The sequence below is a fragment of the Hyphomicrobium sp. D-2 genome (genome assembly GCF_029872155.1).
Classification (GTDB): Bacteria; Pseudomonadota; Alphaproteobacteria; order Rhizobiales; family Hyphomicrobiaceae; genus Hyphomicrobium_A.
Map to the genome: position 1 here is coordinate 590,930 of NZ_JARXLA010000008.1, position 24,779 is coordinate 615,708.

At 62.6% G+C, this 24,779-nt stretch carries 14 protein-coding genes; 4 read left to right on the top strand and 10 right to left on the bottom strand.

What is annotated here, in order from left to right; all coding sequences use genetic code 11:
- Positions 1-506 precede the first annotated feature (506 nt).
- The 4 genes from QEZ49_RS15245 to QEZ49_RS15260 form a co-directional block, all read right to left on the bottom strand.
- A complete protein-coding gene (locus QEZ49_RS15245; RefSeq protein WP_280388220.1) occupies positions 507-3,800 on the bottom strand; it encodes a TonB-dependent receptor in 3,294 nt (1,097 codons plus the stop codon).
- Between the two features lie 103 nt (positions 3,801-3,903).
- Positions 3,904-4,857 (bottom strand): FecR family protein, encoded by a 954-nt coding sequence (locus tag QEZ49_RS15250; protein ID WP_280388221.1) that lies wholly within the window; start codon positions 4,855-4,857, stop codon positions 3,904-3,906.
- A gap of 110 nt (positions 4,858-4,967) precedes the next feature.
- Positions 4,968-5,450, bottom strand: a complete 483-nt coding sequence (locus QEZ49_RS15255) for a sigma-70 family RNA polymerase sigma factor (protein ID WP_280388222.1) — start codon at positions 5,448-5,450, stop codon at positions 4,968-4,970.
- A gap of 485 nt (positions 5,451-5,935) precedes the next feature.
- Positions 5,936-6,613, bottom strand: a complete 678-nt coding sequence (locus QEZ49_RS15260; protein ID WP_280388223.1) for a TlpA disulfide reductase family protein — start codon at positions 6,611-6,613, stop codon at positions 5,936-5,938.
- A gap of 56 nt (positions 6,614-6,669) precedes the next feature.
- Between QEZ49_RS15260 and argH the strand changes: the two genes are divergently transcribed.
- The gene (gene argH / locus QEZ49_RS15265) at positions 6,670-8,079 is read left to right on the top strand and encodes an argininosuccinate lyase (RefSeq protein WP_280388224.1); all 1,410 of its coding nucleotides are present in this window, start codon (positions 6,670-6,672) and stop codon (positions 8,077-8,079) included.
- An 88-nt stretch (positions 8,080-8,167) separates the two neighbouring features.
- On the top strand, positions 8,168-8,377 hold the full coding sequence (locus QEZ49_RS15270; RefSeq protein ID WP_280388225.1) for a lipoprotein: 210 nt from the start codon (positions 8,168-8,170) through the stop codon (positions 8,375-8,377).
- Positions 8,378-8,600: 223 nt separating this feature from the next.
- Here QEZ49_RS15270 and QEZ49_RS15275 read toward each other — a convergent pair whose 3' ends face one another.
- The gene (locus tag QEZ49_RS15275) at positions 8,601-9,284 is read right to left on the bottom strand and encodes a methyltransferase (protein WP_280388226.1); all 684 of its coding nucleotides are present in this window, start codon (positions 9,282-9,284) and stop codon (positions 8,601-8,603) included.
- Positions 9,285-9,504: 220 nt separating this feature from the next.
- Between QEZ49_RS15275 and lysA the strand changes: the two genes are divergently transcribed.
- Complete coding sequence (lysA, locus tag QEZ49_RS15280) at positions 9,505-10,776, top strand: diaminopimelate decarboxylase (protein ID WP_280388227.1); 1,272 nt, start codon at positions 9,505-9,507, stop codon at positions 10,774-10,776.
- A gap of 113 nt (positions 10,777-10,889) precedes the next feature.
- A complete protein-coding gene (locus QEZ49_RS15285; protein ID WP_280388228.1) occupies positions 10,890-13,592 on the top strand; it encodes a TIGR02302 family protein in 2,703 nt (900 codons plus the stop codon).
- A 354-nt stretch (positions 13,593-13,946) separates the two neighbouring features.
- Here the strand turns inward: QEZ49_RS15285 and QEZ49_RS15290 are convergent, their stop codons facing one another.
- The 5 genes from QEZ49_RS15290 to QEZ49_RS15310 form a co-directional block, all read right to left on the bottom strand.
- Entirely contained in the window at positions 13,947-14,909 is a 963-nt protein-coding gene (locus QEZ49_RS15290) for a hypothetical protein (RefSeq protein ID WP_280388229.1), read from the bottom strand.
- Positions 14,910-15,067: 158 nt separating this feature from the next.
- The gene (locus QEZ49_RS15295) at positions 15,068-16,135 is read right to left on the bottom strand and encodes a poly(3-hydroxybutyrate) depolymerase (protein ID WP_280388230.1); all 1,068 of its coding nucleotides are present in this window, start codon (positions 16,133-16,135) and stop codon (positions 15,068-15,070) included.
- 159 nt (positions 16,136-16,294) lie between these two features.
- Positions 16,295-18,508, bottom strand: a complete 2,214-nt coding sequence (gene pbpC, locus QEZ49_RS15300) for a penicillin-binding protein 1C (protein WP_280388231.1) — start codon at positions 18,506-18,508, stop codon at positions 16,295-16,297.
- Positions 18,509-18,636: 128 nt separating this feature from the next.
- Entirely contained in the window at positions 18,637-23,952 is a 5,316-nt protein-coding gene (locus tag QEZ49_RS15305; protein ID WP_280388232.1) for an alpha-2-macroglobulin, read from the bottom strand.
- Positions 23,953-24,194: 242 nt separating this feature from the next.
- On the bottom strand, positions 24,195-24,767 hold the full coding sequence (locus QEZ49_RS15310) for a hypothetical protein (RefSeq protein WP_280388233.1): 573 nt from the start codon (positions 24,765-24,767) through the stop codon (positions 24,195-24,197).
- Positions 24,768-24,779 lie beyond the last annotated feature (12 nt).

Consider the following 24,779-nt stretch of genomic DNA (forward strand, 5'->3'; position numbering starts at 1 on the left):
GCGCACCGGCGACTCCGCTGCGCGGAGCCGGCCGCCAGCGCTTATCGGCGCTCCGCAGGAGTGTTGTCGGCGCTTATCAAATTCATGGTGGCTGCCCGCTTCATAGAGCTAGCCGCCAGCGCCGATTGGTGCGCGGTCATGGGCACCCTGCCTAGCCTGCGATGCCACGTCAGTTCGACCAGCAGCTGGGTAGCGGCCCCGTAGGGACCCTAACCCCTTTAGCAAGTTGCTCCGCAGCGGTGCAGGCCGCCGAGTGCGGAAAAGTAGGCACGTGCTGAGGCCCCATGCCTCCTCTCGACGTCATCCCGACGCAGGTCGGGAACCACGCCAGCTCAGATCCAGCAATGCAATTTGCTCAGCGCTCCTGGGTAATTCCTTTAGGCCGGTCAACTTCCAATCACGCACGTGTGCGCCTAGCTGGATTCCAGCTGTAAGTTTCAGCTCGGCGAGGTTTTGAAGCGAGCTGGAAGCGGCCAGTTTTTACAATGGCCGCCCCCGCAATGACGTCAGAACTTATAGGCGACGCCGAGCTTCCACTCGTCAGACGTGAGATCGACCTTATGCGCACCGGCTGGTGTGTCGAACGTCTTCTTGCCGAAGTCGTTGTGTCGATACTCGGCGCGGAACAGCATGTGATCGGTCATCGCGTGCTCGACACCGGCGCCGAGTGTCCAGCCGATGTACGTCCCCTGGAAGTTCGTAACATTGGGCAGCGTTATCGTAGATGCAGTTTGGTTCAATGAAAACGAAGCGTAGTTGTAATTGAACTGTGCCACGGCAAGACCGCCAGCGATGTATGGAAGCATTCTGTCGAAGGCGACACCGACGCGACCGCGCACACCCGCCTGCCAATCAACGTTCGACGTAACGGTTGTGGTGAGAGTGCGCGTGATGGCAGGGGTTGCGGCTGGCGTGGTGAACCTTCCCACCGAGACATCCGTCGCAGCAACATAACCGGCGTTGGCATCGACGCCGAAAACGACCGGCGAATTGAGTTGGAAGTTGTAACCCGCGAATAGGCCTCTGCTCAGATTCCCGGCTTCATGCGCGGTTTGCAAATTGGAGCGATAGGGATTCCAGACATAGTTGGCGGCGTTTGACCCGGTCCTTATGGTGCCCGTGAAATCTCCCTCCGCCGAGGCAGACGTCGCAAGATAGCCACCTTCGAGACCTGCAAACGCACCGCTCCAATCGTGCCCCGTGCTGCGCGTCGTCATTACCGGCACGGAGATTTCGTCGAAGCCATATCCACCCTGATCGTCAAACCTTAGCGTACCGCCGATCCGCATGGTGCGTCCGGGTGCGGGTTGCTTAGCGATCGACATCGGATCGACGTAGTACCTGTCAAAGACGTTTTCGATGCTGGCCGAAACTTCGAAGTGCTCGCTAAATTTATAGCTGCTGAACAGATCGACAATCGCATCCGGCCGCCACATTGGCGCATCGAATACAAAATTGCCGTTCGGCAACTGCCAGGGAACGACGCTCTTGCTGAAGAAGCGCGTGGTGGCGCCAACTGTCAGCTTGTCTTCGAGCATCTTGGTGCCAACAGTCAATGAACCGGAATACTTCGGCGGCGCAGATATCGAATAGACCAAACCGCCGCCACCGAGATACTGTGTGCAGCCGGTGTTAATCGAAGGACCGACGATCCACGGATGCGGCGGATAGCAATACTCGAAAGTGGTGTAGTAATTGAAATTGGCTTCGGCAAATAGCGTACCGTTTGAATACGAGCCCGACAGCTCAATACCGTCGATCTTGGCGCCGGGAATGTTGTGATAGTAGTAGTCGGGATCGTATGGAGTTATGATCGTTATGTAGTCTTCATAGCGGTTATTGAAGTACGCGAGCTTCAGTTTCAGAGCATCATCCGCCCGCAGCACATCTCGCGTGAGAAGGTTAGCGCCAAGTTCGAAGTTGCGCGATTGTTCTGGACGCAGCGTAGGATTGACCGCATAGCCCGAGTAGGCCTGCGGCACGGTCTCACGAATTGATGGCGGTCGATATCCTTCGGTGTACTTACCGAACAGCTGCAGCCCCTCCAGAAACTCCAGCGTGACGCCGGCCGACGGCGTAATACCGCTTCCATCCTGGCCTTGCTCAACGAACGTCGCGCCTTGCTGATAACCGCCCCAAGTTTCAAACGTCGTGTAGCGAACGCCACCATCAAGGGTCAGCCAGTCCAGCGGCTTCCACTTCAGGTTCGCATAGGTGCTGGCAACCTCGCGTGAGGCGTGGTTGTTGCGAAGGCCGCCTTCTAGGTCTGCTTCTTCCAGCGAATATTCACCGCCATAGGTCGCAATGAATAGTCCGGCAACGGAGTCCAGGCGGGACTCATTCCAGACTTCAGTACCCCAGGACTCAACAATCCCCGGCGCATCCTTACTTGTCGTGAACCGTTGATCGGTTCGTTCAAGCTGCGCTTTCCAAACGTTGGCGTGGAAATTCACAAGATCGTTTTCTGCAGGGTTCCAATTGTACCGTCCCCACATGCGCTCGCTTTGGATCCAGTTCAGCGGCGCCTGTGCCAGGCCATTCGCCGAGATGGGATAGATCCATCCAAAGTCGTTCGCGCTGCGCAGATAACCGGCTTCGACCGAATGACCTTCCCAAGGGCGCACAGTTGCCTTCAGCAATTGGGAGCGGCTGTCCTGCGATGTATTGAGAACCTCGGCGCCAGCGGCGCTCCTTGAATAAACCTGCGTCGCCGTTGCGCCGTAGTTCGCGGCGCCGTTCTTGCCAGCGAAATAGTTGCCGTGCTCGCGTTCAGTTGCCGCCGCGACGATTTCAATCGTGTCGGTTCTCGCGGCAAGTGCGATGCTGCCGGAGCGGCCGGCGAAGTTGAACAGTGCGGGCCGATCGAAGTCGAATGCATGGTTGCCTGCGTTCGGCACATCGTCCGTGACGTTACCCATCAGGGTGCCGCGCACGCGAATGCCAACCGTTCGGCCAGGCAGCAACACGTCATCAGCCATAAGCGTTCGCATGCTCACCACACCAGCGATGGCGCCGCCATTGGGGCCGGTTGACGGCCCCTTGTCGACTGTGATGCTGCTGATCAGGTCTGGATCAACAAACGTCGAATTGTCCTGACCGAAATAGCCCTGGTGGGTCGAGGAATCGATTTCGCTGCCTTCAACCTTTACTTTGACGCGATTGTTTCCGTGCTGACCGCGGATGCTGACGTCCATCTGAGCGCCATTGTTGCCGCCGCGAATATCGACGCCGGGAACGTCGCGGAGCATGTCGCCAGGTGTTGTTGCAGGCAGGCGTTCAAGCTGCTCAGCGGAAACATAGGAGACCGACCCAGGCGTTATGTATGGCTCATCCGCCGCCGCCGAACCGCTGCTGCCACCCGACACATCAATCGTATCAAGAGCTATCGCGCCATCGACCGTCGCTGCGCTGCTGTCGGTTGCGGGATTGATGATGCGTGCGGTGTTTGCACTGATGGAATAGCTGAGCCCGGTTCCCGCAAGCATCTGTGCCAGCGCATTCTCCGCCGTCAGGGAACCGGCAACGCCGGGCGACTTCACGTTCTGCGGCACGCTGCTGTCGGCCAGCACGCTCATGCCGGTGATGCTCTGAAACGCCACCATCGCCGACGACAGCGACTGCGGAGCGATGTTGAAGGAATACTGGCCAGCATTGCTCTGCGCAGCTGTTTGCGCGATCAGCGGAGCGGGCAAGGCAATTGCAAACCCGCAGAACGCGGTCGTGACAAGCAGCGCCGCTTTCCAGCGTCGGCTGCTGATGGAATAACGCGCGTGGCAAATCGGCTGCCGATACGCTGGCATACACTACACTCCCGGATACGCGCCCGAACTCAACTGCTAGCGGGCTTCCTAATTAGAAGGACAAGCAGGCGCGCCGGATTTCTGTACTCCGTGACAAATATTTTTAGCGGGGCAACGCCAGCGTCAGCCACGGGCCAACTTCGACGATGCGGGTCGGCAGGATTTCGCCAAGACGCTCGATCACTTCGTCGAGCCGATCAATTTCCGCGATGACAGTAACGGGCTGTTGAGCCAGCTCCTCACCGACAACGATCAGTCTGCCCTTGCGCCAACGGTTGATGGTTGCCGCCACATGACCAAATGGCGCGTGGGTGAATACTAGTCGGCCTTCTCGCCAGGCGAGATCATTACGCGTATCGGCAATCTCCGGTGTGCTGATGCGCTGGCCAGAGAACGTTGCGCGATGCCCGGCGGTGATTTCGACGTTGCTCGCGCCGGAGCTGAGCCGTACCGCGTGCTCGGTCACAATAACGCGGACGTCCTGCGCCTCGCGCGAGACCGCGAACGAGGTTCCGAGCGCGCGGGCACTCGCCGCACCGGCATCGACGATAAACGGCCGTGTTGGGGCGGATGCGACGTCGAAAAACGCTTCGCCCGCCAGAAGCATTACGCGCCGCACCTCAGGCGTGAAGACAACCGCGATCTGTGTCTGTGCGGCCAGTTCAACGTGTGAGCCATCGGCCAGCGTTATGGTCTTGCGTTGCCCGGTTGCGGTTTCAAAGTCCGGACGCGGCCCGGAGGGTGCAAAGCGCCACAGCAATCCGCCCGACGCTAGCAGTATCGCAGCCACCCCGAGCTGACGTCGCGTCACCTTCTTGGCCTTCAGCGTCTTGTCGTGTTCCTTGAGCACGGGGATTTCGCCCGCGCTGTCCCACAGCCGCTGGATGTCAGTATATGCGTCGGCATGGCGCGGGTCAGCGCTCAGCCAGGTACTGAAGGCGTCGCGATGGTTGCGTGACGGCTTGCCGTCGTTGAGCTTTGCGAACCAGGCAGCCGCCTCTTCGACAATACGAAGATAGTCGGCTTCCTCTTCCGTCTGCTGTCGATCCGCGCCCATGCTTTCCGTATCCACGCCCCGATGATCGGTGCGGTGTCCCTACCGTCTATGACAATCGAGCCGAACGGAATTCTGAGCCCGCGACGGAAATAAAATTCATGCCGAAATATTCAGGCAGCCTGTGCATCGAGACGCAGCTTCAGCCGCACAAGGATGCGGGTCATGTGCGCATAGGCGGTCTGCTGCGGAATTTGCAGCGTCTTGCCGATGTCGGCGAAAGTTCGGCCTTCGATGCGCGACAGCAGGAAGATCTGCTGCTGTATTGGCGTCAGCTCAGAAAAGAACGCATTCAGCAGCCGCAATTCCTGCCGGCAGATGGCAATCCGTTCCGGTGAGGGCTGCTCGTCGGCAAGCTCAAGTAGAGCTGCTTCGGGATCTTCCACGAACGGGATGATCTGCTGGCGCCGGTTGTGATTGATCGCGGCGTTGCGGGCGATGCGGAAGAGATATGCGGAGGCATTGTCTATCTGCGCGCCGGGCGGCGTGGCCATCATGCGTGTGAACGCATCCTGGGTAAAATCAGCGGCCAGATCAGCCGACGTTCCACGTCGCTGGAGATAGCGCGTGATGTCCTTGGCATGCGCCTTGAACAAGCTATGAAAATCCCACGCCAACGCAACTCGCTCCTGCAAACACCGGATGTGCAAACGGCATCTCGACGATGTTTCTGACTGCTAGCGTGGTGCAGAAAGGCAAGCAAGTGGAGCAGTTTAGACCACTTCTAGCTGTGCCCGGAGCGACTGCTGCAAAACATTACACGAAAAATCATGTTTTTGTTGTCTGGCGGAGAGTTAGCGCGCCTAACATCTGTGTTTGGATGCAAATCCGGCGCATGCAAATCTTCCGAAACTGTGGCGAGCTTGCATCGTCGGTACTGGCGCCGCATGGCACTGCTATAGATCGAGCGCCGATAGCTGCCCGCTCCGTGAGGAGCAGGAGCATACACCTCTGCTCCACTAAACCAGCGTCGGCGGCCGGCCGCCCGGAGGGCAGTCGCCGATGTCTCTGCGCCGACGGACGAGCGGGGTTAGATCCGGCGTCGGTGGCCGGCTGCCCGGAGGGCAGTCACCGACGCCAACTAAAAAATAAACTTCTCGATCAGGCGGCGCGCGTCGGCGCTGTCCCATTCCGCCGGGCCGATCAGGCGCCCGATCTCCTTGCCTTCGGCATTGATCAGCAGCGTCGTCGGCATGCCGATCACGCCCAACCGGGTGCCTTCCTTCGCGCTCGGGTCGGCGAAGGGCTTGAGGCTGGTCGCGCCAATGTCGTCGAGAAACTTTTTCGCGCCTTCAACGCCCGACTTATCGATCGACAGCGCCACCACCTGAAACTTGTCCGAGCCGAGCTCGGTTTCCAGCTTCGCCAGCGCCGGCATTTCCTCGCGGCACGGCGCGCACCAGGTGGCCCACAGATTGAGCAATACAACCTTGCCCTTGAACGCGGACAGGTTCGTCGCAGTGCCGTCCGGTGTCAGGAACGCCACGTCGGTCAGGTCTGCGGGCGTCTTCTTGAAGACGAATGTCGCCATTTTGCCGGTAGCGAGCGCCCTGGCGCTGTCGTCCGGCGCAGCATCGGCGGCAGCCCCGTTTGTGACGGAATTTGACGCCGCTGAGGGCGAAGAAGCCGCAGGCGTTTGATTGTCAGAGACGGCCAACGTGACGTATACCGCCGCGAAGGCGGCCAGCGCAGAGAGCGCGGCAGCCCAGATGTATGTCGAGGGGTGGTCGGGCTTTTTCTTCTGCGGCCGCTTGCTCATTCTTTTTCCTTATGCCGATCCAATCGGTCTGCCGCCTGTACGGAGCTCGAAACGCCGTGACGGACAAGCCAGCTAATAGCATGTGGGGTGGCCGGTTTTCAGCCTCTCCGGCTGAGATCATGGAGGAGATTAACGCCTCCATCGGCTTCGACAAGCGACTAGCCCCGCAGGATATTGCCGCCTCGAAGGCGCACGCCGCGATGCTGGCCGAAACGGGCATCATTGAAAAAGCCGATGCCGCCGCCATCATCGAAGGCCTCGATAAGGTGGGGGCCGAGATCGCCGAGGGCAAGTTTGCCTTCTCGCGGGCGCTGGAAGACGTGCACATGAACGTCGAAAGCCGCCTCAAGGAGCTGATCGGCACGCCGGCGGGACGCCTGCACACTGCGCGTTCGCGCAACGATCAGGTGGCGACAGATTTCAAACTGTATGTCCGCGACCGCATCGACGCCCTGAGCACGGCGCTGGCGATGCTGCAACTTGCCATGGTGCGCAAGGCGGAGGAGCACGCCGCCACGGTGATGCCGGGCTTCACGCATCTGCAGCCGGCGCAGCCGGTCACGTTCGGCCATCACATGCTGGCCTATGTCGAAATGCTGGGCCGCGACCGCGGCCGCCTCGCCGATGCCCGCGCACGCCTTAATGAATGTCCGCTCGGTGCGGCCGCGCTGGCTGGCACATCGTTCCCGATCAACCGGTATCTGACGGCTGAAACGCTCGGCTTTTCGAAGCCGACCGACAATTCGCTGGATAGCGTGTCGGATCGCGATTTCATCCTCGAAACGCTGGCCGCCGCCTCCATCTGCGCCGTGCATCTGTCGCGCTTCGCCGAGGAAATCGTGCTGTGGTCGACGCCGCAGTTCGGCTTCATCAAGCTGTCGGACAAGTTCACGACCGGCTCGTCGATCATGCCGCAGAAGCGCAATCCGGACGCCGCCGAGCTTACGCGCGCCAAGGTTGGCCGCATCGCCGGCGCCTTCCAGAGCCTGCTGATGGTGATGAAGGGCCTGCCGCTGGCCTACTCCAAGGACATGCAGGAAGATAAAGAGGTCGCGTTTGACGCCCTCGATAGCCTGACGCTGGCCATCGCGGCCACGACGGGTATGGTGGACGACATGCAACCTCAGCCCGCAACACTGCTGGCGGCGGCGGGCAGCGGCTATTCCACCGCCACCGATCTGGCCGACTGGCTGGTGCGCGTGCTCAAGATGCCGTTCCGCGATGCGCACCACGTCACCGGCCGCATCGTTGCGGCGGCGGAAGCGCAAAACTTGCCGTTGGATAAGTTGCCACTGGCTGACATGCAGGCCGTCGAGCCGCGCATAACTGCCGACGTTCTAACGGTTTTAAGCCCCGAGCAGTCGGTGGAGAGCCGGGTCAGCCATGGTGGAACCGCGCCACAGAACGTTGTGAAAATGGCGGCTGGCTGGCGGAAGCGGTTGGAAAGCGACCAGCCGAAGGGCTAGATTAGGCAATGTGTGGCTGCACCCCATCGGTGGGGCCTGTAGCTGCTGAACTTTCCGCGTGGGACAGGTCGGGGATATGCGCGTATCGATGACACCCAAGGCAACGCTTGCCGCATTGCTGGCGGCCGGGCTGTGCCTCGGGCTGGGCGGCTGCGGTGTCCGTGGCTCGCTTGATCCGCCGCCTTCAGCCGCCGCTGCCGGCACCGCCCGTTCGGCTGAAGCTTCGGGCACGCAGCCAGAGTCCGTCGCGCCGGAGAAGCCACACGAGGGCTTCGTGCTGGATCCGTTGCTGCGCTAACGCGTGATCGCTTCGGGACGGACGCGCGTCGCAGACCACCTGCCCGCCTCCTCCAAGCGTCCTGACGGCGCAGTCCGGCATCCACGCCAGTCACGCTATCGCTTTCGCCGACGACTCCGCTGTTTGGAGCCGGGCGCGGGGCATGCCTGGCACCGCCAATCAGACAACTAGGGCCCTTCCGCGTTTCCACGAAACGTTGAAAGGCCCAACATTGCGCCCCGCCCTAGCGGCGCAATTCGATGATATCGACAGTCACCACTTCCGGCCCGCTCGGAAACATCGACAGCGCCGGGTAGGCGGTCGAACTTACCTGCCAGCCCCGATCGATCATCTGCTGCCTAAACAGCGGCGTGTCCTGCCGTCCCGGATCGGCAAACAGGGCCCGTCCGCCCGCCGCCAGATTGCGTTCCAGGATGGCCGCCAGCGGGGCATGGGCCTGCCGCTCATAAATCACGTCCGAGCCGATGATCAGGTCGTAGCTGCGGCTATCGTTCCAGGCGTCCCAGTTGGCCAGCGCCAGTTCAATGCCGCTGACCCCGTTCGTCGCCGCATTCAACCGGCACAGATCCAGCGCTTCGGTGATGTGGTCGGTCTGCCGCACCGGGTCAGCGCCCAGATGACGGGCCACGATGCCCGGCAGGCCAACGCCTGCGCCCAACTCCAGCACCGACTGGCCTGCGAAGCCGTTTTTATCCTCAGTCAGAGCCTGGGCCAGAGCGCAGGCGGATTCCCACAGCAGCAGCCCGAACGGAAATGCTACGAAATCGTCCGAGACAGCCAGCAGCGATGCATGGTCCTCCGCCGCATGGACGTTCCAGGTCCGGCCACCGATCTCGAAGTTGAAAACCTTCAGCGGCACCCCGGCGATTTCGGTTGGCGGCGGCTGTGTGGCACCCGTTATCGGCATCAAATCGGCCCGCCCTCTGTCGCTGTCCGTTGGCCCGCCATTGCATTCTCCCGTCGTCTGCCGCTATTAGCGGCGACGAATCCCTAGAGCACGATCGCGTGCAACCAAGCCGCGACGCCGCTCTAACTATCTGATGGGACCTATGATTCACGCTGCGGACTGATAGGGTTCGAGGCAATCATGGTCTAGTGCAGCCCGCTACATAACAAGAGATCCAGCCATGCACCATTTCGAGTATCGCGACGGCGTGTTGCATGCCGAGGGCGTCAGCCTGGCGCGGATCGCAGAAGAGGTGGGCACGCCGTTCTACTGCTATTCGACCGCAACGCTGGAACGGCACTACCGCGTGCTCACGGAAGCCTTTGCCGGTCAGGACGCGCTCATCTGCTTTGCGGTCAAGGCCAACTCCAATCAGGCGGTGCTGGCAACGCTGGCCCGTCTCGGTGCGGGCATGGATGTGGTATCCGAGGGCGAGCTGCGCCGCGCGCTCAGCGTCGGCGTTCCCGCCTCGCGCATCATTTTCGCGGGCGTTGGCAAGACGCGGGCGGAGATGGCGTTCGCGCTGGAAGCCGGTATTCTCGGCTTCAATGTTGAAAGCGAGCCTGAGTTGCGCGCGCTCAGCGAGGTGGCGACAGCGCTGGGTACAACAGCGCACGTAGCGCTGCGCATCAATCCCGATGTCGACGCCAAAACCCACGCCAAGATTTCCACCGGCAAGGCAGAAAACAAGTTCGGCATCCCCTACGCTCAGGCGCGCCAGCTTTATGCCGAAGCCGCAAGCCTGCCGGGCATCGCCGCCACCGGCGTTCACATGCACATCGGCAGCCAGATTACGCAGCTCGATCCGTTCCGCAACGCATTCCGCCTCATGCGCGAACTGGCTGAAAAGCTCATCGCCGATGGCCACAAGCTGCAGCACTTGGATATCGGCGGCGGTCTCGGCGTGCCGTATGTTTCCGAGGGCGAGGTTGCGCCGCCGCCGTCGGCCTATGCTGAGATCGTGCGCGAAGAACTGGCCGGGCTTGGCCTCAAGATCGTGATGGAGCCGGGGCGGGTCATCGCGGGCAATGCGGGCGTGCTCGTCACGCAGGTGGTCTACTGCAAGGAGGGCGTCGACAAGACCTTCACCGTCGTCGATGCCGCCATGAACGATCTCATCCGCCCCACGCTGTATGAGGCGCTGCACGAGATCTGGCCGGTTGTGGAAGACAAGCTTTCGATGCCGCCGGTGGTGCAGGACATCGTCGGTCCCGTGTGCGAAACCGGCGACTATCTGGCGCTCGACCGCAAGCTGCCGCCGCTGTCTTCCGGCGACCTGATCGCGGTTATGACGGCCGGTGCCTATGGCGCAGTCATGTCCTCCAGCTACAACACCCGCCCGCTGGTGCCGGAGGTTCTGGTGCACGGCGATGCCTATGCTGTAGTGCGCCCACGTTTCGGCATCGACCAGCTCATCGGGCTGGATAAGCTGCCGGATTGGCTGGATAATTAGAAACGCGAACCGCTGCTCCTGCGGTCATTTCGTGCCCAGAATGACGAAAGTTTAATCATGCTGGCCCCACGCGCCCGCTAGGCCAAGGGCGCGGTTGCGGCTATCGTCAGGTCATGTCGGAAACGAAGACCGCCTCTCCGGTAGACGCAAAATTTGCGCGCAAGGTCCGCGCCAGCCGCTGGGCGCTCTATTTTGAGCGACTGTGGCCGCGCGTCTGGCTCATCCTCGGCCTCGTTGGCCTGTTCCTGCTGGTGTCGCTCGCTGGTCTGTGGCCGCTGCTTTCCGACACCGTCCATTATGCCGTGCTGGCGCTGTTCGGCGTCGCGGGCGTTGGCGCGCTGTTCCACATTCTGCGCACGCCGTTTCCGCCGCGCGATGAAGGCGTGCGTCGCATTGAGCGCGTCTCCGGCGTGCCGCACCGTCCTGCCTCGTCCTATGAAGATACCGTCACCGCCAATGCCGACGATCCACGCACGGCAGCCATCTGGCAGGCGCACCGTGCGCGGCTGGCTGCTGCACTGGCTCGGCTGAAGGTTGGCCCGCCGCAACCGCGCGCCGATCGTCAGGACCCCATCGCCCTGCGCGGCCTGCTCATCCTTGGCGTGGTGGCGCTGTTCTCACTGGTGGGTGACAGCGCTGCCGACCGTCTGCGGTCTGCCTTCCGTTTCAATTCCGCCGTCGCGCTGGCCGAAGCGCGCCTCGATGCATGGGTTGCGCCGCCCGGCTATACCGCTCGCCCGCCCGTCATGCTTGCCGATGGCGCCCGTGGTCCTGCGGCTCCCTCGGATGATCAGCCGAAGCTGGTCGAGGTGCCGGAGCGCAGCGTCCTGATCGTGCGCACTTCGGGCAAAGGGCTCGGTGCGCCGTCGCTGGAGGTCTTTGCTGAAGGCTCAGCCGAGAAGCAGCTTGTTGAGGCGAAGGCGCCGGAAGCCGGACAGTCAACCGCTGCGCGCGCCGACATTTCCGAGATTCGCTATGAGCTGTTGAACTCCGCTGAAGTTCGTGTGCTGTCGGGTGGTTCGGAACTGGCACGCTGGGCGTTTTACGTGAAACCGGACAAGCCCCCGGTCATCGCCGTCACCAAGGCGCCGGAGCGGACGCGTCGTGGCGCGATGAAGCTGACCTATTCGGTCGAGGACGATTACGGGGTTGCTTCGGCGGGCGCTGAGGTAAAGCGCGATCCGGATGCGGAAAGCGCGAAGCCGCGCGGGCCTGAGTTCGACTGGACAACGCCCGAGGTTTTGAAAGGCCCTCGTCCGCCATACGAACGCCCGCCCGAGATAACGCTGCGCCTGCCGCGCGCGCCGCAGAAGGAAGCGCAGACCTACATCGATTTCGCGCCGCATCCGTTTGCCGGTCGTGAAGTCATCATGACGCTTGAGGCCAAGGACGTCGCCGGCAATGTCGGCAAAGCGCTGCCGATGAAGATCGTGCTGCCGCAGCGCACCTTCACCAAGCCGCTGGCTCGCGCTGTCGTCGAGCAGCGTGCCAAGCTGATGGACGATCCGCGTTATGCGCCGCTGGCCAAGCGCGCGCTGGATGCGCTGACGCTTGAACCCGATGGTTTCATCGATTCAACCGCTGTCTATCTGGGCATGCGCGCTGCCAGCCGTGGGCTGGAACGCAATACCTCGCGCGAAGGATTGAAGAGCGTCGTCGACGGCATGTGGGAGCTGGCGCTGCGCATCGAGGACGGCGATCTCTCGGAAGCTGAAAAGCAGCTCCGCGACGCGCAGGACAAGTTGGCGGAAGCGCTGGAGAACGGCGCATCGGATTCCGAGATCGACCAGCTCATGCAGGAACTGCGCGAGGCGCTGTCGAAGTATGTCGAGCAGCTCACCAAGAACGCACAGAACCAGGCTCCGCCGGAAGGCATGGACCAGCAGAACCAGCAACTGAGCCAGCAGGATCTGGAGCAGATGCTGAAGGATCTGCAGGAGCAGATGAAATCCGGCTCGCGTGAGCAGGCCGAGCAGGCGATGGCGCAGTTGCGCGATCTGCTTGAGCGTTTGCAGTCCGGGCAGGGCTCGCAGCAGCAGGCCGAGCGCGGCCAGCAGATGCAGCAGAAGATGAACGAGCTGGGCGACCTGATCGGCCGTCAGCAGCGTCTGATGGATGAGACCTACCGCGAGAAGCGCGGTGATCGCCGTCAGCAGCAGCAGGGCCAGCAAGGGCAGGAGAGCCAGCAGGGTCAGCAGCAGGGTGGCCAGCAGCAAGGTCAGCAACGCGGACAACAGCCCGGCCAGCAGCCCGGTGGGCAGCAGGGTCAAGGTCAGGGACAGCAGGGCTCGCAAGGCCAGCAGCAGTTCGGCGAGCAGGGCCAAGGCATGCAAGGCCAACAGGGTCAGCAGCAGGGGCGTGGCAGCCTGAGCGACCAGCAGGAAGCGCTGAAGCAGGATCTGGAGCGGCTCGGGCAGGAACTCGGCGCAATGGGCTCGGGCTCGGAAGAGTTCAACCGGGCGCGCGAGGCGATGGAGAACGCGCGCAATTCGCTGGAAGAAGGCCGCAACGACACCGCTATCCAGGATCAGTCCGAGGCCCTCGACCAGATGCGCCAGGGCGCGCAGCGCATGGCTGAAAGCATGGCCAAGGAAGGCCAGGCTCGTTACGGCCAGAATGGCGAACAGTCACGCGATCCGCTCGGCCGCCCGCAGCGCTTCAATGGCCCAGATGCGGGCAACTCGGTGAAGGTGCCGGACGAGATTGACATGCAGCGCGCACGCGCCATCCTTGAAGAGCTGCGCCGTCGTCTCGCCCAGCCGGCCCGTCCAACCGACGAACTCGATTATTACGAGCGTCTGCTGCGCCGCTTCTGAGCGCGCATTTCCCTGCGCTGGCGACTGTGCTCCGCACAGCCGGCCGCCAGCGCGCTAGTTGGCGTGCGCTGCGCCTTCGCTACTGTGCACCGGCGGCCGGCTCCCCGGAGGGGAGTCGCCGGTGCAAAAGAAAGCCATCATCCCGACGCAGGTCTGGATCCACGTCAGCATATGAACTGTCGCCGTTGCAGAGGGTCATAGGCGAGAGACACGGCGGCGGGCGCGTCGGCGCACTCCGCTAAAGCCTGACTGGCAGTCCCCGGCTGTGCATACGATCACAGCTCTCGCTGCATCGTGCGATCAGACAGTCCACCAGCGGCCACCGTCCTGCCGCGCAGCCGCGTCTCACCCGCTTCACTTCACCGGCGCGATGCGCACCTGCAGGCCGCTGACAACCTGATGGCTCACCACCTGCGTCGTGATGTGCCCACCGGCGGGCTTTTGACCGGCTAGCCAGCGCTGCGCCTGCCGCCACAGATCCAGCGGCAACCAGCTTCCTTCCTCTTCGCTCAGCGGCGCCTGATAGTCGGCGAACGTGAACTTGTATTCGATGAAGAACGACACCTTCGATAGCCGGAACTCGAAGCCGAACAGCGCCTGCCCGGCAGGACCAGCATAGTTATATTCATACGTGCGCGGACGCGCATTTTGCGCCAGCTCGAATTCCGTATGCGGCAGCAGCGCGCCGCCGCCCAGCCCAACGTATGGGCTGATGCGCGGGCCGATGCTCGGCAGCCGCACAAAGCCGGTCAGCAGCAGCATGTTGTGTCCGTGCGAAAACTCCAGCTTGCTGACGATGTCGCCGATGCGCGTCCGCGCGGGCAGTTGCTCGCCGTTCAGCGTGCCGGAAAAGCTTGCCTCGTCGTTCAGCGGCGCAAGCGCCTTCGAGTGGATGAAATCCACCCCCGCGCCGGCAATGCCACCGGTGAACCACTGCGTCACGCGCGCGCCGTAATAGATCGGGCTTTTGAACGGCAGCGTGAACCAGTCCACCTTGTCGATGGTGAAGTCGGTCGGCTGCTCCGATGGAATCTCGACGCGAACCGGGCTCGGATAATTATACGGCGCGCCGGAATAAGCCCCCAGCATCGTCTCGCGGCCGGTGCGCTGCGCAGTCCCGTCGCCGTTGCTGATCTCCGCCGCCGACTGCTCGCCGTCCACCTGCGCCTGCTCGAATATCCCGACGCCGGTCTGCCCCGTGATCAGAGCACCGGCCGTGACGGCCGCCATAATGTCGATCAGGCGGCGGTTCGGCGTGCGGCGGCCCGACTGGGCTGTTGTCTGAGTTGCCCAGCCGATTGAAAGTAGCTGTGTCACCGGCTGTTCCCCCATTATTCTTCCGACTGCGTATCGCCAGCGGTTGTACGGCGCAGCCGATTATCCGTCCATGCCCAACCTAGGCGAGCGCCGCGCCGACGCCAATCGCCCGCTTATGCAAGCGGTGTGCTCCGTTGCCGCGTCAGGGGCGATCTGCCTCAGGACGAAGGCTGCGTCGAAGCAAGGCGCTCCAGCATGCGGTGTACGGCCGTAATCTGCGGCGCATCGCGGGTCAGATAGTCCGATCCGGTGAAGCCCCACCAGTCCCAACACCCCTGCGGGTTCAGCGGCGACGCACTCGTCTGCGGAAACAGGATGATGAGATTGTTGGTGTCAGCCCAACGGGCGAAGCCGGAATCGCGCGCGAACGTGTCGCCGACAAACGTCCGGTTCTGGCCGCAGCCGTGGAAGGCTATGTGCACCCGGCAGGCAGCATCGCCTTCGCAGCTCTTGGGAATGTAGGCGAGGCCTTCATCGCCCATGCCGTGATTGGAAAGATCGTCGGTGAAGCGCTCCTGATCGAACAGCAGAAAGCGCCCGGTGATGTCGGCAGCGGGTGCATTCAGCGCACCATAGATGTGCCGCAGCAGTGCGCCAGCCTGATCATAGTCGCAATCGACGATGTACGGCTTGCCGGTATAATCGCACGCTGCGCCGCGATCGACGGTTACAAACGCATGCCCGGCCGGCATGTCGGCAACGAACTCGATCTGTTCCTTGGGCACACCGATTTCCGCATAGAACCTGTTCGCGGCCTCGACAATCGTGGGCACAACGGTGCTGTCGTTCTTGCCCGAGAACAAATAGATGCGGTCCGACTGCGTCGCGCTGATCGGATCGATGCGGCCCTTTTCAGCAAGGCGTTCGGCGCGCTGAGCCAACAGCTCCGGGTCCGGAACGCCGAATGCCTGCAGCGCATTCAGCATGCAGCCGTTGATGGCCTTGTTCAGGTTTAGCAGCGCCATGCCGGGGCCGGGAATGAGGTCGGCGAATACGCTTTGCGAGCAACCGTATGGACCGCCCGCAATGATGCCTGCGCCGATGACATCCTTGCCGTGCGCGAACTGAAACTGCCCGGCCATGTACGCGCCGGATGAAATTCCGGAAACGGAGGTTGCATCGCGCTGCGCGCCGAGCGCAGGCAGGCTGTCCGCGGGCTGTTCACCGCAGCCGGAAAGCAATGCCGCAACGGCAAAAAGAGCGGCCGGTATCAGTCGTGGGATCATCGCATGGGTTCGCTGTGTCTGTGAGCGGCAGCCTAAAGCGCTTGCGGACATGTGGAAACCGGTTTTCCAACGCATAAATCGTCGCTCGTGCAGTGCTTTCGAAGCATAGCGGCTCGCATGCGAATGCCAATCATAGCCGGGCCTGCAAGGCGGCGTGCTCTACTCCGCATGATCGGGCAGAAAAACAGCCGCCATTTCAGGAGATTTGAGGCGCACTGTGACGCGATCAACGCGGCCCTTTGCATCCACCACGGACAGCCTGACGAAGCCATCGCCATCGGGCTGCCAGATCACCTCGCGGGTGCGCGGGTCGGATTCAATTGGCGCGCCGTTCACCAGCCACGTCAGCGGCAGCACGCCGCCGCTGGCCTTGAGCAGCAGTGCATCCTCGCTCTCGGTCTCAACCTCGGATCGGTCCGGCGGATAAGAGATCACAACGCGCGGTTCCAGGAACGGGCCTTGCACCGTCTCGGCGCCGCCTTCGCGGAAGCGCTTCAGCGGTGGTGGCAGCTCCGATCCGGAAACGCGCAACGCTCCGGCCGGTGCGCCCGCAAGCGGCACACGTTTCTCGCCGATGCGCGCGAAGGCATCAAACAGAATGGGCGCGGCGGCAAGGCGGCCGGTAAGGCCCGGCGTTGATGCGGCATCGGGGCGGCCCACCCACACCGCGATGGTATACTTGCCGTCGTAGCCAACAGCCCATGCGTCGCGATAGCCGTAGGATGTGCCGGTTTTATAGGCGAAACGCCCCGCTCGCGCATTCAATGGTGGCGGCGCATCCTTCAGAATGTCGCTGACGTACCACGCCGCAACCGGCGACAGCAGCGTTTCATGCTTGCGCTGTTTCCCGTGAAGCAATGCTTTGGCAGCAGCCTCCGCGTCGGCGCGTCGATGATGAAGCGGAATAACATCGCCGCCCCGCGCCAGCCCTGTGTAGAGCGTTGCCACGTCGCGCAACGTCAGGCCAACGCCACCAAGCGCCATGGCCAGCGTCGGTTGCGTTGCGTCGGGAAATACCGTTTCGGCTCCAACCTTGCGGAACCGTCCCGCCAGTTTGCCAGGACCAACAGCGGCCAGCACCTTCACCGCCGGGATGTTCAGCGATTGCGACAGCGCGTGGCGAATGGTGACGGTGCCGTGAAAATCTTCGTCGAAGTTTTTGGGCGCGTAGGAGCCGAAACGCACCGGGCGGTCTTCAATCAGCGTTTCGGGATGCGCAAGCCCGGCTTCAAACGCAAGGCCATAGATGAACGGCTTCAGCGTCGAACCGGGCGAACGCACTGCGGTGACCATATCAATCGCGCCCGCCCGCGTGCCATCCAGGTAACCGGCCGAACCCACATGGGCGACGATCTCTCCGCTGGTGTGGTCGATGGCAAGAATGGCGGCGGAGAGCTTCTGGCCCAGCAGCGCCGTTTGTTCGCGCGCCAGCGTTTCCAGTGCGCGCTGAATGTTGCGATCTATCGTGAGGCGATGCTCAGCGGCAATCGGATCAGCGCGCAGTTCCGATTCCGCGATGTGCGGTGCAAGCTGCGGGAAGGCGCGGCGCTGCGTTGGCACCGCCTCCATTATTGCGCGGTCAGCTTCGGCCTGATTGATGACGCCCTCTTCAACAGCCCGCTGCAAAACGCGATTGCGAGCGATGCGGGCGGCCTTTGGGTTGCGGTCCGGGCGGCGCCATTCCGGCGATTGGGGCAGTGCTACCAGCAGTGCCGCCTGTCCGATGGAAAGCCGCTGCGGTTCCTTGCCGAAGTAGGCCAGCGAAGCCGCGCGCACGCCCTCGATGTTGCCGCCAAATGGTGCCAGCCGCAGATACAAGTTCAGAATTTCGGTTTTCGACAGTTGTTGCTCAAGCCGCAGCGCGCCAACAACCTGACGCAGCTTTGCATTGCCGGAGCGCTCGTAGCGACCCTCCAGCAAGCGCACCACCTGCATCGTTAGCGTCGAAGCGCCGGATACGATCCTGCGGTGCGCGATGAGCTGCCACGATGCGCGCGCAACGGAACGAACGTCCACGCCGCTGTGGCTGTAGAAGCGCTTGTCTTCAAACGCCATCAGCATCGCCAGATAACGCTGATCGACATCGCCGGCTGCAACCGGCAGACGCCAGCGTCCATCGGCGGTGGTGAATGCGCGTAGAAGCTGACCGTTGCGGTCTAGCACAACGGTTGAAAGTTTTTCCGCCGCCGCTAGATCCGGCGGTGGCATGCGGCAAACCGTGTAGACGATTGCAGCGGTCGCACAGAGGCCGAAAACACCAAACGTCGCTGAAACCATCGCCAGCTTGCGCCGCGCCACTGCGTTGCGGCAGCGGCGCAATAACGCCCCGATGCTGCGTTGTTCATGACTGGCGTTGCTGGCTGCGTCGTTCATCGAAATTTTCAAACCCGTCCAGGAAAAGCAGAACAATCAAGACGTGCGGTGCTGTAATCGCTTCTGTGCAATGACGCCCCGCCGCCAAATCCTGCTCGGATCAGACAGCGGGGCGGGATTTGCGTAGCTCACTTGCTCGGCTGTACGGTGAGCGTGCCCGCGCCGGTACGCGCATAGCGCTCCGGTCGGTACATGTCTTCGATAGTTGCCGCAGGATGCACGAACACACCTGGCGTCACCGCGCGCACGAGATAAGCAACGGTTGCGCTGCTTGCTGGCGGCGAGGCGTTTTCCTGGCCCTCACCGGTGGCTTCATCAGCTTCGTTGTTTGCCGACGCAGCCTTGCCGGAGAAGTTGAACGCCGCCACGAAACGATCGTCGCGGAATTCCGAATGCTCCGGCTGCACGGTTGTCTTCAGCCACTCCAGTGCCTTCACATCGCCGCTGTCGACGAGACGCGGATTGTCGATCTCGAAGCCTGCAGGCAGGTGATCCACCAGCAGCACGCGGCCGCCGGCTTGCTCGCCGCTCACCTTCAGCACCGTTACCAGACGTTCGTTCTGGCCGATGCTGGCGGTGCCGCCGTTGGCGCTGTCGAGCACAACCGGCGTGCCATCCAGCTTGAAGTACTGCCGCTCGATGGTGAAGCCCTTCGCAACCGGCGGTTCCGTTGTCAGCGACGAGCCGATCACCGTCACGACGGTGTCGACCGGCGCATCGCCATCGTTGGTCACGTTCAGCGGTTCGCGCAGGATCGTCTCGGCCGACAGCGAACGCGACACGGGGCCAACAACCGGCGCACCGTTGACGATCAGCTTCAGGTCGTTGCCTTCCTCCGCCAGCGCATTGGCGGCCAGCAGCATCCACGCCTGTTCCTGCGTCGAGGTGTTGCTGCGGCCGGAGTAGGCCTTGGCAACCACATCGATCAGCTTCGGCGCTTCAACATTCGCCATGCGCGTTTCCGATGCCAGTGTGATGAGTGCTGCACTGTCACGCAGATCAGAACCGTAGTCGGCGCGATAACCGCCCAGCCCCGTCGCTTCCGGCAGATGCAACGCATCCAGCGCCGAAGCGAACGCCGTTTCTGCACGCGGCTTGTCGCCCATCATCGCCAGTGCTGCACCCAGTTGAGCGCGTGATAGCGGCGTTGAGAAGCGGTCGAGACGCGTATCGGCGTAGTAACGCAGGTCGCCGATCGGCGCGCGGCCGTTACGGGCCAGTACATACAGCGCGTAGGCACGGTCTTCGCCGCCCTGCTTGAAGTCCTCAGCGTAGGCGATGAAGTTCTGCAGCCGGTCCAGCGCGCGGCTGAAGCCGTTTGCGTTCACGGTGAAGCCCTGCTCCTTCGCGCGGGAGAGGAAGTCGGTCACGTAGCCGGTCAGCCACAGATCCGCATTCGACGGACCCCAGGTGCCGAACGCGCCGCTGCCATCCTGCATGTCGAACACGCGATCAACAGCCGCCTGCACGCGTTCCTTCAGCTCGCCATCCGACGCCAGCCCCACACCCTTCGCGACCGAGTTGGCGTAAAGCAGCGGCAGCGCGCGGCTCACGGTCTGCTCGGCGCAGCCATAGGGGTAACGGTCGAGCGACGTCAGCAGCGCCGGAATGTCGAAGCGTGCAGTCGGTCCGGTGCTGATAGAAACGCGGGTGCGGTTGGCGATCATGTCGCGCACCAGATCCGGGTTCAGCGTGATGTTGCCACCGGGCTTCAGCGACGCAACCGTGGTGCGCTTGATGTCGCCCGCTGGTGGCTTCACATCGAACGTCAGTGGTCGCTTCACGTCGATGCCATCCGGACCGGTCACCCGCACATCATAGTTTGTCAGGCCAACAACTGTCGGCTTGATGGCGATGTATTGCGCACGGCGTTCGCCGGTGTTCAGGTCCAGCGTGCCGGTGTGTACCGGCTTGCCATCGTTGGTCAGCTCAACCGTATACGCAGCCTGCGGGCCTTCAACGTTATGCACCGCGATGTCGAGACGTGCTTCATCGCCAAGCGTCAGGAAGCGCGGACCCGATGCCGTCAGCGCCACCGCATCGCGCACGATCACGTCCTGCTGGCCATGGCCAAGCTTGTCCGCGCTCCACGCAACGGCCATCACGCGCACGGTGCCGTTGAAGTCAGGCAGCTCGAAGTCAACCTTCGCGGTGCCATCCTCGCCGATGCGCACGATGCCGGAGAACTCAGCCACGGTTGCTTCAACCGGCGGCGAGCCCTGCATGCCCATGTCGGCACCATCGCCACCGGAGCGCAGCGAACCGCGTTCCGCACGCATGCCGTCGATCAGGCGGCCATAGAAGTCGCGGATCTCCAGCCCCATGCGACGCTGCGCATAGAACCAGCTTTCCGGCGATGGCGTTGCAAAGCGCGTGAGGTTGAGAATGCCGAGATCGACAGCGGCCAGCGTAACGTAAGCTTCCTCGCCAGCCTTCAGGCCATCCACCTTCACCGGCACGTTCAGCGTGGTGCCGGACTTGATCTTCTCCGGCGCGCTGATCGCAACGTCCAGCGTGCGATCCTTCTGGTCGAGGCCCAGCCATGCAACGCCAATGGCGCGGCTTGGCATGCGCTTCAGCTTTTCATCCAGAGGACGATAGATCATCGCGGTGACGTAAGCACCCGGACCCCAGTTGTCGCCGACAGCAACAGTCGCTTCGCCGCCACCGTTCGGAATGTCGACTTCCTGCATGGAAATCACATCGCCGGACAGCACCGAAACCAGCGCCTTGCCGCCCAGCTTGCTGGCGATACGCAGCTTGGCTGCATCGCCCGGCTTGTAGGTTGCGCGGTCGAGCGCAACGTCCAGAATTTCCGGGCTCTCCGAGTCGTTGGCGGTGGAATACCAGCCCGCATAGAAGATGGTGCTGGTTGCCGGGCCGTTCGGATCGGCGGATGCAACTTCCAGCTTATAGCGGCCCCATTCCACCGGCACGGCGATCTTGGCGAAGTCGCCTTCCGCGCCGGTTGCAATCGTGCCGTCCGCCACCTTGCGCGTCAGCGTCACCGCCTCATAGTTCCAGTAGCCGTCGCGGCGATACCACTGCCAGTTGGTGTCGAGGCGGCTCAGCGTCCACTTCAGGTCGCTTTCGCCGATGCGCGCGCCAGCGGCATTGATGCTGGCAACGTCAAACGAAGCCGTCTGCCCTTCATCAATCCGATCATTCTTGAACAGCGGCTTCACGCCGATGCGCGGCTGCGCAATGTCGACCGGTATGGTGATCGTGCGTTCGATCGTGCGGCCACCGGATCTGCGCATGCGCAGGATAACGCTGGCTTCCAGCGGCTTGGCGGTCTTGGTCACTGCGGGCAGCGACACGGCAACCTTGGCGATGCCTTCAGCATTGGTGGTGGTCGCAACATCCAGTGGCTTGCGAACCGGATCGATGCGCTCGTCGGCAAGACCGAACTGGAAGCCTGCGTAACCGGGCAGTTCCTTCGTTGAAGGGCGCACGACGATGTCGCCTTCAATCGCCAGATCCGCAGCAGGCGGGCCGTAAAGATAGCGTCCCGATGCTTCGATGGTCTGCGGCTTGTCCGGCGTCAATGCGGCTTCCGGTGCCTTCAGTTTCAGGTCGAGCCGTTCAGGCACGAAGTCTTCCACCAGGAACGAAACCTGCGTCAGTGCTGGCTTTTCCGGATCGGTGTGCAGCTTCGCGCGCCACGTGCCCGTCATCGATGAAGGCGCCAGCGGCAGCGTGAAGTCGCGTCCGCCGAGGCCGCGATCCTTCAGCGTGTAGCGCGCGTGCTCAACGCCATCGGGGCGCGTAACGATCAGCGTAACCGGCAGCGGCACTGCGATGCCGGCTGTGTCGCGGACAAGGCCAGCAATGTGCACGTTCTCGCCCGGGCGATAGACGCCGCGTTCGGTGTAGAGATAGCCGTCGATCGGACCCGGTGCTTCACGCCCCTTCACGCCGCGATCAGTCAGGTCGAACGCGCCAGAGGTGAGATCGAGGAAGGCGTATTCACCACCGGCACTTTCAGCCACCAGCAGCGCGGGCTGCAATCCGCCTTCGCCGCGCGTCAGGCCAGCGTCGAAGCGCGCATAGCCGCGTGCATCGGTTTTGGATGTGCCCAGAACCTCGTTGTTGCGGGCGATAAGCTTCACGTTCACGTCGGCGGAGACATTGGCTTCAGCCAGCGAGCGCACAAACGCATGCACGCCGTCGTTGCCGGAGAACGCGGTCAGGCCGAGATCGGAAACGATGAACCACTGCGTCGCTTCAGGGCCGTATTCGTTGCCGTTGCGGTTCGACTTTTCAGTCGGGCGTGCGATCGCAATATACACGCCCGGCTTCAGCGCGCCGACAGCATCGGTAACGGGCAGCGCCGTGGTCATTTCCTCGTTCAGCTTCTGCGGCACGTCCATGGTGCCGCTGAACACCTTCTCGCCGGACGTATTGCGGATCTGCTCCACGTCATAGCGCTGAAGCTGGCGCTGGAAGTCGCCGCTCTGCAGCGCGCCCGCAAGGTTGCGGTCGCCGATGCGGAACACTTCAACTTCCACCTTGGCGGTGTTGACGGTGACAAGCGGAATGCCCTGCTGGCCACGGCTCGGCAGCACATACGAACGGCCGGAGAAGCGCACGAACGGTTTGCGGTCGGGCACGTAAACGGCAATGTCGACATTCTTCTGCAGTTCTTCTTCAACCGCAGACGGAAGCCCGGCGCGCAACTGCACGCGATAACGCTGGCCGTGCGTCAGGCCGTCGATGCAAAGCTGGCTATCTTCAGCGCTGACCGATTGCGGATCCTTGCCATCAACGGTCACGAACTTGGCGAAGTCCGCTTCCTGACGCGAAAGGCTCTCGGAGAATTGCAGACACAGGCGCGGGGCCGCTGCTTCCGATTCCGTCTTGTAGTCGGTCATGCGGAAGCCGCGCTCGGCGCGCAGGCGGTCATAGCTTTCACGCACGGCGCCATTGTCGGCCAGTGCAAGGCTTGTCTTCAGCGCATCCAGTGCAGGCCGCCAGTAGGAGCGCTGCTCCAGTGCGCTGGCGAGAACTGCAAGCGCGCGCGCACGCTGTGGCTTATCCTTCGCGCGCTCATAGGCGATGTAGGCCGCGCCGGAGGCGTTCACCTGCAGGTCGTAACGCTCGCTGGAGTTGTTCGGATCAGCGGGAATGGCCAGCAGCGCGCGCGCCAGACCCATCCATGATTCCACATCCTTGGGATCGGCTACGGCCGCGCTCGCGAAGCCACGCGCTGCTGCGCGCGGATCGGAGTGCATGGCGCGCTCGCCTTCGCGGCGCAGATCGGCGGCCCGCTTTCCATCAAGCTTCCAGTTGGCCTTCAGGTAATCCTCGTAGCGTTTGCCGTCGTCCCTCACGCCCTGATGGGCAAAGGGCAGATCGCTGTTCTGTTTTGCTTGCGAAGCCATGGCGGGGGCCAGTGGCAGCAGCATGGTTAGTGTCAGGAGTAATCGGGCAAGAAACGTCATTGGGGCCACCATCAAAGGGCTGAGCCGGGAGCGGTCAGGCTGAATTATTTAGAAGTCTACTGCGGCGGAAAAGGGAGCAGCGGCCAATGTCCATAGAATGACGACAAGCAGCGGCTTATCGCTTTTTCCCGCCCGTTGCGGGGCGTTGTCGTGATCTGGCGCTTTCCCCGGCAAAGCCATGAAAAAAGGGGCCGATGCTTTCGCACCAGCCCCTTTCGGAGATCGAATTGTGGCGGCCGGAATTACTGGCGGCGCATGTCAGGGGCTGCGTTTTCGGCAAGCTGCGGCATCTGGGTGAGAGAGGCCAGCGAAGGCATGGCGACCACGGGGGTGGTGGCGCGCCACAGGTTCTCGAAGGAGCGGCGGGCGAATGCGGCTGTTTCGGCACAGTCGGCGGCATAGCGCTCAAGGGCGTCGCGCTTGTGCGGGTCGCGGCGCATGGAATCGCCAACCCAGGACCGCGTCGGCGTCAGCACGAGCTGCTCGTGGGCGGCGAGCAGACGGCTGTCGCGGATCACGCGGCACTCTGCGGAGGTGTTGAAAATCGTGGTTACCTGCTGGCCGTTGGCCGGCTCCATCTCGTTGAAGATGGCGCGGACGCTGACACCCATCACCGACAGACGCTCGGCGTGGGAAAGCAGCGCCTGGGCGATCGGGCTTTCGGGCGAACGGGCGATGAGCAGATAGCAATCGCCTGCTTCGCGCATACCCAATGCATCGCGTGCGTCGAGGTCGTCGGTGATAAAGGCGGTAAGTCTGGAAACCTTTTCAGCGACGGAAAGGCCATGAACCTGTGCTGGTGTTTCTGTCGACATGACCCGTAATCC

Excerpts from the sequence above, each read along its gene's own strand:
- QEZ49_RS15245 (WP_280388220.1), bottom strand. The coding sequence starts at position 3,800 with ATGCCAGCGTATCGGCAGCCGATTTGCCACGCGCGTTATTCCATCAGC.
- QEZ49_RS15250 (WP_280388221.1), bottom strand. The coding sequence starts at position 4,857 with ATGGGCGCGGATCGACAGCAGACGGAAGAGGAAGCCGACTATCTTCGT.
- QEZ49_RS15260 (WP_280388223.1), bottom strand. The coding sequence starts at position 6,613 with ATGAGCAAGCGGCCGCAGAAGAAAAAGCCCGACCACCCCTCGACATAC.
- QEZ49_RS15270 (WP_280388225.1), top strand. The coding sequence starts at position 8,168 with ATGACACCCAAGGCAACGCTTGCCGCATTGCTGGCGGCCGGGCTGTGC.
- QEZ49_RS15275 (WP_280388226.1), bottom strand. The coding sequence starts at position 9,284 with ATGCCGATAACGGGTGCCACACAGCCGCCGCCAACCGAAATCGCCGGG.
- lysA (WP_280388227.1), top strand. The coding sequence starts at position 9,505 with ATGCACCATTTCGAGTATCGCGACGGCGTGTTGCATGCCGAGGGCGTC.
- QEZ49_RS15285 (WP_280388228.1), top strand. The coding sequence starts at position 10,890 with ATGTCGGAAACGAAGACCGCCTCTCCGGTAGACGCAAAATTTGCGCGC.
- QEZ49_RS15295 (WP_280388230.1), bottom strand. The coding sequence starts at position 16,135 with ATGATCCCACGACTGATACCGGCCGCTCTTTTTGCCGTTGCGGCATTG.
- pbpC (WP_280388231.1), bottom strand. The coding sequence starts at position 18,508 with ATGAACGACGCAGCCAGCAACGCCAGTCATGAACAACGCAGCATCGGG.
- QEZ49_RS15305 (WP_280388232.1), bottom strand. The coding sequence starts at position 23,952 with ATGACGTTTCTTGCCCGATTACTCCTGACACTAACCATGCTGCTGCCA.
- QEZ49_RS15310 (WP_280388233.1), bottom strand. The coding sequence starts at position 24,767 with ATGTCGACAGAAACACCAGCACAGGTTCATGGCCTTTCCGTCGCTGAA.